Source organism: Desulforegulaceae bacterium (assembly GCA_034006035.1).
Classification (GTDB): domain Bacteria; phylum Desulfobacterota; class Desulfobacteria; order Desulfobacterales; family JACKCP01; genus JACKCP01.
The window spans coordinates 21,507-35,625 of the sequence record JAVETN010000014.1; the positions used below are offsets into that span (position 1 = coordinate 21,507).

At 35.1% G+C, this 14,119-nt stretch carries 9 protein-coding genes; 4 read left to right on the forward strand and 5 right to left on the reverse strand.

Annotated elements, in window-relative coordinates; translation table 11 throughout:
* Positions 1-111: 111 nt before the first annotated feature.
* Positions 112-1,194, forward strand: a complete 1,083-nt coding sequence (locus RBR53_10215) for an aminotransferase class I/II-fold pyridoxal phosphate-dependent enzyme (protein ID MDY0133028.1) — start codon at positions 112-114, stop codon at positions 1,192-1,194.
* Positions 1,194-1,829 carry a class II aldolase/adducin family protein gene (locus tag RBR53_10220; GenBank protein ID MDY0133029.1) on the forward strand — a complete coding sequence of 212 codons (636 nt, stop codon included), beginning with the start codon at positions 1,194-1,196 and terminating at the stop codon, positions 1,827-1,829. The genes RBR53_10215 and RBR53_10220 overlap by 1 nt, the downstream gene beginning before the upstream one ends.
* A 120-nt stretch (positions 1,830-1,949) precedes the next feature.
* On the opposite strand, the gene RBR53_10225 is transcribed toward RBR53_10220, so the two are convergent.
* The 5 genes from RBR53_10225 to RBR53_10245 form a co-directional block, all read right to left on the reverse strand.
* Positions 1,950-2,147 (reverse strand): hypothetical protein, encoded by a 198-nt coding sequence (locus RBR53_10225; protein ID MDY0133030.1) that lies wholly within the window; start codon positions 2,145-2,147, stop codon positions 1,950-1,952.
* 1 nt (position 2,148) lies between these two features.
* Positions 2,149-2,496, reverse strand: coding sequence for a hypothetical protein (locus RBR53_10230; protein MDY0133031.1), 348 nt, complete (start codon positions 2,494-2,496; stop codon positions 2,149-2,151).
* 150 nt (positions 2,497-2,646) lie between these two features.
* Positions 2,647-6,318: a DUF3683 domain-containing protein gene (locus RBR53_10235; protein ID MDY0133032.1), complete on the reverse strand. Its 3,672-nt coding sequence runs from the start codon at positions 6,316-6,318 to the stop codon at positions 2,647-2,649.
* Between the two features lie 172 nt (positions 6,319-6,490).
* Positions 6,491-8,077 carry a peptide chain release factor 3 gene (locus RBR53_10240; protein MDY0133033.1) on the reverse strand — a complete coding sequence of 529 codons (1,587 nt, stop codon included), beginning with the start codon at positions 8,075-8,077 and terminating at the stop codon, positions 6,491-6,493.
* Between the two features lie 30 nt (positions 8,078-8,107).
* Positions 8,108-10,234, reverse strand: coding sequence for a DEAD/DEAH box helicase (locus RBR53_10245; GenBank protein ID MDY0133034.1), 2,127 nt, complete (start codon positions 10,232-10,234; stop codon positions 8,108-8,110).
* 74 nt (positions 10,235-10,308) lie between these two features.
* Between RBR53_10245 and RBR53_10250 the strand changes: the two genes are divergently transcribed.
* Positions 10,309-12,303 carry a U32 family peptidase gene (locus RBR53_10250; GenBank protein ID MDY0133035.1) on the forward strand — a complete coding sequence of 665 codons (1,995 nt, stop codon included), beginning with the start codon at positions 10,309-10,311 and terminating at the stop codon, positions 12,301-12,303.
* Positions 12,304-12,410: 107 nt separating this feature from the next.
* Positions 12,411-14,111: an FAD-dependent oxidoreductase gene (locus RBR53_10255; protein MDY0133036.1), complete on the forward strand. Its 1,701-nt coding sequence runs from the start codon at positions 12,411-12,413 to the stop codon at positions 14,109-14,111.
* Positions 14,112-14,119 lie beyond the last annotated feature (8 nt).

Genomic DNA, 14,119 nt, shown 5'->3' on the forward strand with positions numbered 1-14,119 from the left:
TTTATCTTTTAAATATTATATAAACACTTTGATTGTTGCAATTGTAAAAAAGAAAAAATTAATTTAAAATTGTTTTTAAGGTTAAATCCTTTAAGTACAAAGGGGTAGAAAATGAGTGTTCTTGTCCATGGTGGAAATTTAAAGGAACTTTCAGCTTTAATAGGGGTAGATGTTTCACAGCTAAAAGATTTCAGTTCCAATATAAATCCTCTTGGTCCTCCCAAAGGTCTTCTTCAATTTTTAAATGAAAATATAAAAGAGCTGGTTCTTTTGCCAGAATACGATTCTGGTTCAGTAAAATCATTTATTTCAAATTTAATTAATACTGATAAAAAAAGAATTGTTCCTGGAAGTGGAACAACAGAATTTATCCATAGACTTCCTGAAACTTTAAAACCTGAAAAAGTTCTTATTGTAGGGCCTACTTATTCAGACTACGAAAAAGCCTGCAAAATAAGAAAAATAGATTCAGATTATGTTTTTTTGGATAAGAAAAATGATTTTCAAACTAATATTTCTATCCTTGAAAAGAAAGTTAAAAACTATTCAATGGTTTTTATTTGTAATCCAAACAATCCAACCGGAACTTTAACAGATAAAAACTTGATCATTGATTTGATACAAAGAAATAAAAGCACTTATTTTATAATAGATGAAACCTATCTTCCTTTTGAAAAGGATTTTTTAAAAAGGACTTTGGCAGTTGAAGACATGGAAAACCTCTATGTCCTTTTGTCTTTTTCCAAAATCTTTACTCTTCCGGGATTAAGGCTTGGGTTTATGATACTTCCTTCCTCGGCAGATCCAAAAATTTATGATCTTCCTTGGAAAGTAAATGCTGTTGCTTCAGGAGTTTGTTCTTATCTAAACGAAAATATGGAGCTTACAAAAACATTCCTCCAAAAAACTTCTTTATTTATTGAAAAAGAAAAAGAGTTTTTTTTAAAAGATTTATCTTTAAATAAAGCCCTTGAATTTGTTAATTCCAATAATATTTATACCCTTGGAAGGCTCAAAAGCGTAAAAAACAACTCCAGGACTGTTTTTGAATCACTTCTTGAAAAAAAAATTGTGATAAGAGACTGCTCAAATATAAAAGGACTGGGTGAAAAATATATAAGGTTTTCATTTAAAACCCATGAAGATAATGTTTTTTTAAAAGACAATCTTTTAAATTATTTTGAGGCTGAATAATGAATAAAAAAGAAATTGGAAATGAAATTATAAAATATTGTCTTAAAATGAAAAAAGACGGACTGACCTTTGGAACCGGCGGCAATATAAGTGTTTTTTTGGATAATAAAATTTATATAACTCCAAGCGGAATTGAATATGAAGAGCTTTTGGCTGAAGATATTTCAGAGCTTGATGAAAATGGTAATTTTCTTGGAAAAGGGAAACCGCCTTCTTCTGAAAAAGACTTTCATTCAAAAATTTATAAAACAAGATCAGATGTAAAAAGTATTGTCCACACCCACAGTGTTTATGCCTCTGCTCTTGGTTGTCTTAAAAAAGAACTTCCCCCAATTCATTATCTGGTTGCCTCAGCCGGAAAAAAAGTTCCTGTTGCTGATTATGCGGGGTTTGGAACCAAAGAGCTTGGTGATAACATTTGTTCTCTTATTTTGGATACCAATGCGGTTTTCATGGCAAATCATGGTCTTGTTGCTGTTGGGAAAAATCTTTACCAGGCTTATTCAACAGCACTTCATATTGAATTTGCTTCAAAAGTTTATTTGATTTCTCTTTCCTATGGTAAACCTTTTGAACTTGATGAAGTTCAAATTGAAGATGCTGTTGATAAAATAGCCAATTATCTTGGAAGATAATTTGGTTTGTATATTTACAATTTTACTGGAACCACAGTTTTTAGCTCCAGTTTTTAATTGTAATAATCTGAATTGATTCTGTTTTTTGTGCTTAGAGAAAGGGAGAGCTCGATTTAGGTTTTATTTATCAGGTGGGAAAATAAAGTCTGTAAGCTTGTCAAAAAGAGATTCAGGCCATACTTCTTTGTGAAGAAAGGCAGTTATTTCTTCATCAGTTAGTTTTTCTCTAATTGGTTTTGGAAGTGCTTGAAGCGCTTCTTTTCTTTCGTGCATTTCCTGGGATTTGTTTTTTGATTTTCCGTTTTTTTTATCTGACATTTCAGTTCCTGTATTTGATTGATTTTAACTCAACATCTTTTACCGAATTGTCAAATACCATATTTCCTGTATTTTTTAAAACACTGTTTATTCTGGCTTCTGAAAGTTGATGTTTTTTGTATGAATTAAACATTAAATTAAGGGCGTGGATAAATTTATCCTTTTTTTCAAGGACTTTTTCAACGTCAGTTTGGTTGTTAAAATATAAATAAAATGAAATATCAATTAGTTCACCGCTGGCAAGAATTGAATGGTATCTCATCTCAGTTTTTTTTCCTTTGGTGCATCCTGAAATTAAAGCAAGAATTAAAATACCAATTAAAAAATTTACAATAACTAATTTTTTCATTTTAGTTTCTTTGTTAAAAGTTGGGGTAATTAATAAAGGTTAAAGTTTAAGATGAGCAGTGTCAACAGGTTAATTGGAATGGAGTTAAATTTCTAGAAAGTAAAAGATTTTAAGTGAGGTTTCTTTAATGAAACCTCACCATAAGTTTTTTTAAAAATTAACTGTTTCTGCAGATTTACACATTTGCTTCAAAGACTCTTTCCAGTCTTTTCCTCCAATTTCTTCTGCAATTGCTTCAGCAAGGTGAACAGGCTCAAATCCATTGTCTTTATTTCTGGATAAACCCTGAATACAGGAAGGGCAATTTGTATAAACTCTAGGCTCTTTGTTTTCAGAAAAATTGCTTTTAAGATACAAAAGGTCATGTTTCTTTTTTATAAGCATTGAGTTTGTAATATCAGGCCTTGAAATTGACATTGTGCCTGCTTCTGAACAGCATGAATCTGTCATCATGGTTTTGCCATCACTTATTTTATTTAAGGCTCCAAGGGCGTTGTCCTCAGCGGAATCATGGCAGGGTTTATGATAAATACCCCTGGGAAGATTAATATCTTTTAGTCCATTATCCAGGGCATAAAGGCTTACATCTTTGATTTTTGTATCAAATATTTTTTCAACCTCAGTTTTTTTCAAAGTTTCCATACAGGTTCCGCAACTTACAACACAGGAATCAATATTAAGATATTTGAGCATTTCATTTATCTGGTTGAAAACAATGGTATTTCTTAATTTAATATCACTGAAATCAAGGGTTTTTGCATTAATCTTAATAGGGAATCCACAGCAAAGATAAGGCGGTGGAAGAATTACCCTTTTTCCTGATTTCAAAAGAATATATAAAGAAGCCATTGAAATTGTGCCAAAAAGTCTTTCAGAGCCGCATCCCGGGAAATAAAAAACGCTGGAATCAGTTTTTACAGGAGGATTTACAATCACAGCCTGGTTGTCAGAGCAGGACGGCAGATAATCTCTGATTGTTTCCTTTGAAGGGCCGGTTGCAGATGATTGAAGCATTAAATATGTTTTTCTGCTTTTTATAAATTCATTGTTAAGCGGGTCAATTTCAAAGTTTTTAATTTTGACAGGCAGTTTACCTTCAATATAATCCAGCCCTTTTTTTGCAAAATTTTGAACTTTTACCCCTGGTTTTAAAACAAGGTTTTTAAAAATTTTGTTCAAAGGCTGATTACTTGATTTTAAATATTTCAAAACAGCCCTGGTTCCAATTGGAGTATGTTTGTATTTTAAAGATGAAAGGATTTCTCTTTCAAGTATTGTAACTTCGCCTGTGTCAATATCTACAGGGCAGGGAGGCTGACATTTATGACAAATTGTACAATAATCAGCTATTTCTTCAAGATAACTTAAAACATTGAATTTAGAGCCTGTGTGGGTTCTTTGGGCATCGTATAAGATAGCTTCAATTATTGCCGCAATTGCAAGGTTTTTATTCCTGGGATGATAAAACATATTTTTGTAAGGATAAAAAACACAGCATACAGGTTTGCATTTACAGCACCTGACACAAGTTGAAATTTTTTCAGCAAGGGTTTTAAGCGAACCATATTGTAAAATTGAAGCTTCAAGCCCAAGGAGATTAAATGAAGGGGTAAAAACTTTTTTGTCTATAGATTGATCAGAAAGTTTTTTTGGATTCATTATGCCTTTTGGGTCTATTTTCTTTCTGTATTCATCCAGCCTTTTAATTTCTTCCTTATCCATATGCTTGATTTTTGTAATTCCAATTCCATGCTCACCGCTGACAACACCGCCAAGAGAAACAGTTTTTTCCATTATATCATCGGCAGTTTTATGGGCTCTTGCCATCATTTCAACATCATTTGAAAATACAGGGATATTTACATGATTGTTTCCATCCCCTGCGTGCATATGGGTTGCAATTGTAATTTGTTTGTCTCTTGTTTCTTTTTTAACTTTTTCAATGGAATCTCTTATTTCACTGTCCCCGGTAAAAAGTTTAAAAAGTTTTTCCATAAATTCTGAAAGAAATTTTTCATTTTCAAGGTCTTTGTTTGATGCTTTGTCAATGTTTTCAATTGTTTTACCGGCAATTTTTTCAAGCTCAGGAAACTTTGAATCCATCCATTCCCTGTTTTCAAGCTTTGTCTGAAGGCTTTTTATATAACCTGAAAGAGTGGTTACCACCTGCTTTTGGCTGTGCCTGTTTTCATTTCTATTGTATTCATCAACATATCTTGCAAAATCAGCAAGTGAACTTATGGGAAGAACCACATCTTCATTGAGTTTAAAAGCATTTGTTCTAGCTGCAATAGCTCCGAATTTTTTTCTGTCGGCCCAGAATCTATCAGCTTCTTTTTCATCTGCTGCAAAAAAGATTTCTGTGTTTTTATAGTTTTTGAGCAGCTCGTAAAATTTTTGTTTTCCAGCTTCAAGTTCTTTGGGAGTATTCCCAACAAGATCTATTAAAAGAACTGCCTTTGGAATTTCAGTTTTTGGGGCTTTAACCTTGTAATTAATGGCTTTTATATATTCGTCATCAAAGTGTTCTAAAGCCATTAAGGTTTCTTTTGTTCTGTCCTCAAAAGATTTTGAAAGCTCTGAAATTACAAGACTTGCTTCATCCATGCTTTCACCGAAAAATTCAAGACAGCAGGTTGATTTGAATTTATAGTCTTCATAAAGAATAAAAGAAGCAGAAGTTATTATTCCGTCGCATCCTTCTTTTTGAAGGCCTGGAACTCCGCTAAGAGTTTTGTTTGTAACATCTTTCCAAAGTCCTGGCTTTCTTATTTCACTTCCAAGAAGTTTAATTTCTTCTGACTTGTTTGTTGAAAGATTGGTAACTTTAAAAGTTACTATGTCCTCATGGATTATTTTTCTCATCCTATGGTCTGTTCTTTCCACAAAAAGAAAATAACCTCCTGGCATAGCAACCTTAAAGTCCAATACATTGTCTATACAGGTCCCCCATAGAACAGCTTTTTTACCGCCTGCGTTTTCACTTATATTTCCGCCAAGAGTACAGGCCCAGGAGCTTGTGGGATCAGTTGCAAAAACAAGGTCATGTTCCTGGGCATACTTCATGGCCTGGTCTGTGATAACTCCAGCGTCTGCTTTTAAAACAGACATTTGTTTTTTTTCGCCGTTATCGCCTTCAAATTCTCTTTGTTCTATCCCGTTTATTCTTGCAAGCTTTTCAGTGTTAATCATTATACAGGTTTCATTGAGAGGAACTGCGCCTCCTGTAAGACCTGTGCCTGCTCCTCTTGGGATTACATGCATTCCAAGTTCTTCAACTGCTTTTAAAAGTTTTGGTACCTGATCTTCGTGATAGGGGCGGACAACAGCCCAGGGAAGACACATTCTCCAGTCCGTTGCATCTGTGGCATGACTGTTTAAAGTGAAAGGGTCAAAATATACATTTTCTTTTTTGACAATTTCACCAAGAACTTTTAAAGCTTTTTTTCTTTTTTTATTAACTTGGTTTATTTCTTGTTTAAGATCTTCAAGAACTTTTCTGCATTTTTTTACAACAGGAAAAACATCATCATTTAAAGCTGCAGCCTCAATTAATGAAAGTTCATCTCCGCTTTTTTTAAAATATTCTTTTCTTCTTTTTGAAGAGTCAATCAGCTCCTGAAAAACAAAGGGATTTCTTTTAAGAATGAACATATCTCCGATAAATCTCATAAGAAGCCTGGCTGATTTTCCTGTAACTCTTTGGGCTCTTAACCCTTCAAGGATCTGCCAGGTATCTTCTCCAAGGATTCTTGATACAATTTGTTCATCATCTGCTGAAGTATAATTATAAGGTATTTCTCTATATCCTGTGCTTGTCATTTTAGCCTCACACCAATAAAATAATTTTGTTAAAAACAACTAAAGTATCATATAATAAGAGTGGGTTAAATCTTTTAAAGGCAAAATAAAAAATTTATCTGAATTGAGCAGCTTTTAAGGGCTGTTTTTTAAGCTTAAACCCAGATTGAATAAAAAGAGCTGAGCTTAAACATCAATCATGTTCTCTTGTTTTAAGAAATTTAACCTTTGGCCATTTTTCTTTTATAAATCCAAGCTGCCATTCTGAAGTTGTAAGAAATGTTTTATATCCTTCGGAATCTAAGGCCAAATTGCTTTGATTTTTTCTTTCAAATTCTTTGGCTTCTTTTTCATTTTCAAATTCAACCCAGCGGGCCACTGAATAATTAACATGCTCATAAACAGCATCAACATTGTATTCGGCTTTAAGCCTTCCTATTGTTACATCAAACTGAAGTTCTCCAACAGCTCCAAGAATTATATCATTTCCAATTAATGGTTTGAAAAACTGAATTGCACCTTCTTCTGAAAGTTGGATAAGCCCTTTATTAAGCTGTTTTGCTTTTAGGGGATTTTTTAAGACAACTCTTTTAAAAAGTTCAGGTGCAAAGTTTGGAATTCCTTTAAACTTAAGGGGTTCTTTAAGGGAGAAAGTATCACCAATTTTTATTGTTCCATGGTTGTGGATACCAATGATATCACCGGGCCAGGCTTCTTCAACATGGCTTCTTTCTCTTGCCATGAAAGTTATTGCATTGGCCAGGGTTATTTCTTTTCCGATTCTATGGTGAATAACCTTCATTCCTTTGGTAAATTTTCCTGAACATACCCTCATAAAAGCAATTCTATCCCTGTGCTGGGGATCCATATTTGCCTGAATTTTAAAAGCAAAACTTGTAAAATCCTCTTCATTGGGTTTTACAAATCTTGTATAGGTTTCCCTTGGATAAGGAGGAGGGGCATATTTGGTAAGAGCGTCAAGAATTTCTTGAACTCCGAAGTTGTTTAAGGCTGATCCAAAAAACACAGGGGTCTGGGTTCCTTTTAAAAAAAGTTCAAGATCAAAAGGATCAGCAGCTCCTTCTATAAGTTCAACATCATCCCTTAACCTGTCAGCCTGAGAGCCTAGAATCTCATCAAGTTTTTTGTCTGAAATTGAGTCAAATCCAATCACATCTTCAGGGCGTTTATCCTGTCCTGCACGGAAAAGAAGGATTGATTTGTCCACAAGATTGTATACTCCTTTAAATTCTTTTCCCATCCCGATTGGCCAGGAAAGGGGAGTGCATTCTATCTGGAGTTTATCTTCAATTTCAGAAAGAAGATCTAAAGGCTCAAGTCCAACCCGGTCAAGCTTGTTTATAAATGTGATTATGGGAGTGTTTCTCATTCTGCACACTTCCATTAGTTTCTCAGTCTGGGGTTCAACACCGCTGCCGCTGTCAATTATCATAAGTGCGGAGTCAACTGCTGTTAAAACCCTGTATGTATCTTCTGAAAAATCTTTATGACCAGGGGTGTCAAGAAGGTTTATTTCATAATCATTGTAATTAAATTTCATTACAGAAGTGGTTACAGAAATTCCTCTTTGCTGTTCAACTGCCATCCAGTCGCTTGTTGCATGTCTTTCTGATTTTCTTGCCTTGATTGCCCCTGCCTGTTCAATGGCACCTCCAAATAAAAGGAGTTTTTCAGTAAGTGTAGTTTTACCAGCATCAGGATGACTTATTATTCCAAAAGTTCTTCTTTTTTTTATTTCTTCTTCTATTTTTTTACCCATACTAAACTTATTCTTTCAAAAATTGTTGTTTTAATCTGTTATAACAGGTTCCCTTAAAATCAGTTCAATAGCTTCTGCTGCTCCAGCAGCTTCTTCAGGAAATACCTTTGTAAGATTTTTTATATGTCTTAAATTGTCAGCTGTCCTAAGAAACAGTCTTACAAGATCACCTTCAGCAATTTCACTTAATCTGCTCACATCCTCCCAGGGAACTCCCATTGCCCAGTGATATGTCAACACAGCAGGAGTAAGATAGAGTTTGGGAACGTTAAATCCATTATCCTGAAGATCTGTAAAAAAAGATTCCATCTCTTTTTTTATTTTTATATATTCTTTTCTCAAGGATTTTGGAATGCTTCTATGGAAAAGAAAGTCGTCTTTATATTCCCTGTCTGTTACAAAGCATGAAATAATTGAAGCAAGCAGAACAGGGGATTTTGGGAAAAGCTCTTTTCTAAAACCTTCTGCAACTATAAGAGGATAATCTATTCTAAGCTGGGAAGCCCATTCACCATCAGAGGTAAGGCTTTCGTTTTCATTCACATATCCTGTCTTTTTTAAAAATTCCATTCTTTTTCTAAAATCTTTTTTTAATTCAACAGATTCTTTTATCTGATATGAAGCAAGGGATCTTTCAATTAAGATCTCAATCTGGTGAGGGGAATGGGATAAAAGAAGGTTTAATACCATTGAAAAATTTATTTTAAGTTTGCTCAACACAGGTCCAGGACTTTGAAAGAAAAGTTTTCCAAGAAGCTTAAAGTCCATAAATTTGCCGGGAAGTGAAATCACAAATCCAATATTGTCCATTCCTCTTCTTCCCGCACGGCCTGTCATTTGGTGAAGTTCTGTGGGGGTAAGGGGAAGAAACTCAACTCCATTGAATTTGTCTGAGTTTGAAAGCACCACACTTCTTGCTGGGAAATTTACCCCTGCGGCCACAGTAGAAGTTGCAAAAACAGCATTTAAAAGTCCTTCTGTCATAAGTTCTTCAACTGTTTCCTTCCACGGGGGAAGATGACCACTGTGATGTGCAGCAACTCCGGAGTTTATAACATGCTTAATTTGTGGGTGATTTTTTATATGGGGATGTTTTTCCACCATATAATCAAGTTTTTCTATTATTTTTTCTCTTTGTTCTTTTGTAGTTGTAAGACGGTTTCTTCCGCAGATCTCAACTGAGTTGTCACAATCCGCCCTTGATTTAAGGAAAAATATTGAGGGAAGAAGATTGTATTTGTCAAAAATCTTTATGAGATCCCCCATGGGAGGCAGTCTTCCTGGCAAAGATAAAAGCGGTCTTTGGGGATTTGAAATATATTTTCTCACCTTTTTATAAATTCTTGTTACAGGAGGCCTTCCTTTCTCTTTCAAAGTTTCAAAAAAAGGAAAAAGTGTTCCTGAAGGATGAATAAAAAGAGGGTAGAGTTCAACAGGCCTTTTTTGGGCTTTAATGACCTTACATTCCCTTTTTCTTATGGATTCCATCCATCCTGCAATTTGGTCTGTATTTTCAATTGTAGCTGATAAAAGCAAAACAGGAGTTCTTACAGGAAGATAAATTAAAACCTCTTCCCAAACAACACCCCTGTCTTCATCTCCAAGATAATGGGCCTCGTCCATTATTACATAGTCTGTATCAATGTCCCGGCCTTCATGCATTGCATCGTAAAGGTGGTTTCTAAGTATTTCTGTAGTACCTATTATAATTGGAGCATCAGGAAGTTCTTTTCTATCCCCGGTTAAAATTCCAACATTTTCTTCCCCGAATTTTTGAGAAAAAACTTTATACAAAGTGTTTGTAAGGGCTTTTAAAGGAGATGCATACCAGGATTTTCCCCCGGACTTGAAAATTTTTTCCATGGCAACTTCAGCAATCCAGGTTTTTCCGGCACCTGTTGGTGCTGTAACAATACAGTCTTCAATTGGAACAAGATCTATTGCTTCCTGCTGAAACCTGTCTGCCTTAAATTCTGTTGGCCCAGGAACCCCTATTCTTTTGAAAACCTCTTTTAATTTTTTGTCTGAACCCGGCTTGAGTTTTGAAGGACCTGAAGTGCTTTTCTTTGAAAACCTTTTGTTTTTGCCAAATTTTATATTATCGTTTCTTTTGTTTTTATTATAAACCTTTTTATTTCCAAATTTTTTGCTATCCATAAAGACTCTCTTTAATTAGTATTTAAAGTTTGGATATAACACTTAATCAATATTTACCGCAAGTGAGGAAACAAATGATTAGAAGAAAACAGGAACACAAACCGGAGATTTTAGCTCCAGCCGGAAACATGGAGTCATTTTTTGCAGCCATTGCTGCAGGAGCTGACGCAATCTATTGTTCCTTAAAAAATTTTTCAGCAAGAATGGAAGCAGATAATTTTTCCATAGAAGAGCTTTCAAAACTTTCCCAACTTGCCAGAAAAAAAGATGTAAAGCTTTATCTTGCAATAAATTCAGTCCTAAAAGACTCTGAAATTCCCAAGGTTGGAAGAATGCTTGTCAGGGTAAAACGCTATGTAAAGCCAGATGCCTTAATAATCAATGATCCTGCAATTATAGCAATTGCAAATGAAGTTGGAATAAGAAGTGAGCTCCATCTTTCAACTCTTTCGGCCTTGTCTTTGCCTTCAGGCTTAAAAATTGCACAAAAAAATAAAATTTCAAGGGTGGTTTTGCCCAGGGAATTTTCAATAGATCAGATAAAACTCATGGCAGACAAAAAATCTGGGGTGGATCTTGAAGTCTTTATCCATGGTTCCCTTTGTTACGCAATTTCGGGAAGATGCTATTGGAGCAGTTTCATGGGAGGAAGAAGCGGGTTAAGGGGAAGATGTGTTCAGCCCTGCAGAAGGCTTTACTCCCAAGGCTCAGATAAAAACAGTTTTTTTTCATGTATGGATCTTGGAATTGATGTCCTTGTAAAGGTTTTGCAGGAAGTGCCTGCTGTAAAAACCTGGAAAATTGAGGGAAGGAAAAAAACTCCCCATTATGTTTATTACACTGTTTGGGGATATAAAAGTTTAAGGGATCAGCCAATGACTGCAAAAGAAAAAAAAGATGCAGTCAAAATTTTTGATGAAGCCCTTGGAAGACCAATGACTCATTATAATTTTTTGCCCCAGAGGCCCTATAATCCTGCCGGTGAAAAAAGTGAAACAGGTTCTGGTAAATTTTTGGGACGAATTTCAAGAGATTCCAATAGTTTTTTTCTTAATCCAAGAGAACCTCTTTTAAGGGGAGATAAAGTCAGGGTTGGTTATGAAGGAGATGCTTTTCATAGCGTTATTTACATTCCCCTTTCCCTTCCAAAGGGAGGAAAGTTTGTATTCAGGGCAAGTGATTTTAAAAAAATCCCCCCTTCAAAAACTCCTGTTTTTTTAATTGATAGAAAAGAAGAGGAATTAATAAAAGCTATAAATTCCTTAAAAGCTGAATATGATGAAATTGAAGTAAGCAAAACTTCTCCGGTTTCTTTTTCAATGCCTGGAAAACCTGTAAAAAAAGATAAAAGAAAAATTTATCCCAAAGAAACCTTTGTTAAAAGATGTTCAAAAAAGGGAAATCTTTCCATTCCAGGAGGTTTTTGGATAGATGAGCAGTTTATTGAAAATCTGCCATTAAACAAAAAGCCGTTTTCTCCTGGACAATGGTTTTGGATTCCCCCTTTTATCTGGCCTGAAAAAGAACAGATCTATATTGATGCAATAGATTTAATCATAGAAAAAGGCGGAAGAAATTTTGTTGCAAATGGTTTGTGGCAGGCAGGGCTTTTTAAAAAGATCAGGGATTTAAATGTCTGGGGAGGACCGTTTTCCAACCTGACAAATACCCTTGCAGCCGAAGTTATGTTGAAAAACGGGTTTAAAGGAGCAATTGTAAGTCCTGAGCTTAGCAAAGAGGAATTCCTTTCCATGCCTTTAAATTCAAACCTTCCTTTGGGTATAATAACCAAGGGTTATTTTCCTTATGCAATCTCTGCTGTAAAGGCTGATGAACTCAAGGTTGAAGATCTTTTTTTCAGCCCTAAAAAAGAGGGAGGATTTGCAAGAAAATATGATTCTCTTTATTGGATTTATCCTTCCTGGGAAATAGATCTTACAGAATTTAAAACTCAGCTTAAAAAGGCTGGATATTCCTTGTTTGTAGAAATAAAGGAAGATGTTCCAAAAGAGGTATTGTCTGAAAGAAGGAAAAGTTCAAAGCTTAATTGGGACTTAAATCTTTTATGATGACAAATAGATTAAAATTTGTTTGATTATTCTAGCTGGGTTTAAAAGTCGTAAAAGAAATCCTGCCTAAAAACATAAATTTTGTAAATTTAAATAATGGAGGGAAGATGTCCAAAAAGATAGTTATTGTAGGAGCAGTTGCTCTGGGACCAAAAGTAGCCTGCAGGGTGAAAAGAACCGATCCAACTGCAGAGGTTATACTAATTGACAGGGAAAAATACATTTCTTACGGAGGATGCGGAATTCCATATTATGTATCAGGAGATGTAAGTGATTCTTCTGATCTTATGAAAACAAGCTTTCATATGGTAAGGGATGATTACTTTTTTACAAATTGTAAAGATGTCAAGGTAATGACAGGAACAGAAGTTGTTGAAATTGACAGAAAAAGTAAAAAAGTAAAAATTGTATCAAAAGGAAAAGAAGACTGGCTTGATTATGATAAGCTTGTTCTTGGAACAGGTTGCCGGGTAAGAGATATTGGAATTAAAGGCCTTGATCTTAAAAATGTCTATGGAGTGGGAAAACTTCAGGACGCCATTGATATAAAATCAGCCATCACAGCTGGTGAAGTTTCAAAAGCAGTTGTTGTGGGAGCAGGTTTTATAGGTCTTGAAATGGCAGAAGCTCTTGCTGATATGTGGGGAATTGAAACAAGCGTGATTGAAATTGCCGACCAGGTCATGCCCGGGTTTGTGGGAAAAGAAATGGCAAAGATTGCCATGACTGAAATGGAAGAAAATGAAGTAAAGTTTTATCTTGGTGAAAAAGTTACAGCCCTTGAAGGTGATGGAAGTGTAAAAAAAGTTGTTACAGATAAAAGAGAGATTGAAACAGATCTTGTGATAATGGCTCCTGGAGTTGTTCCAAACTCTGAACTTGCCAAAAAAGCAGGTCTTGCAACAGGCCCTTTTGATGCAATTTTGGTAAATGACAGGCTTGAAACTTCAGATCCTGATATTTATTCAGGGGGTGATTGTGTTGCAATTAAAAATCTTGTTTCAGGTCAATGGGGATATTTCCCTCTGGGTTCAATGGCAAACAGGCAGGGAAGAGTTATAGGTTCAAATATAACAGGCTCAAACAGCCAATTTAAGGGCGGGGTTGGAAGTTTTGTTGTAAAAATTTTTGACGGCTGTCTTTGCGGTGCTGGCCTTAATCTTGACAACGCCTTAAAAGCAGGATTTGACGCAGTAAGTGTTCAGATCTGCCAGCTTGACAGAGCTCATTTTTATCCAGAAAAAGATCTTATCTATCTTGAACTTGTGGTTGAAAGAGGTACAAGAAGAGTTCTTGGTATTCAGGGTTATGGAGCCAATGGTGATGCCACTGTTGGAAGGATCAATGCTGTTGCAGTAATCCTTGATAAGGGTGCCACCATAGATGATGTAAGTAATCTTGAAATAGCCTATTCTCCGCCTTTTGCTTCTGCCATGGACATTATCAACGCCCTTGGAAACGTGGCAGACAATCTTTTAAATGAGCAGTTCAGGCCCATAGGAAGTAAAGAGTTTGAAAAATATTGGGAAAAAATCAAATCAGGTGAAGTTGCCTTGATTGACTGTCGTGCAGAAAAAGATGCAAGACCCTATGTTGAAAAATATCCGGCTTTCTGGAAAAGCATTCCCCAGGATGAATTGAAAAAAAGAATAGAAGAAGTGCCCAAAGATAAAGAAATTGTTCTTGTATGTAATACAGGGGTAAGATCTTATGAAGCCCAGATTAATTTAAATGAGCTTGGTTATGAGAAAAATGTAAGTGTTCAGGGCGGAGTTGCTTTTCTTAAGAAATACGGATTTGATTTGTAATTTTATCA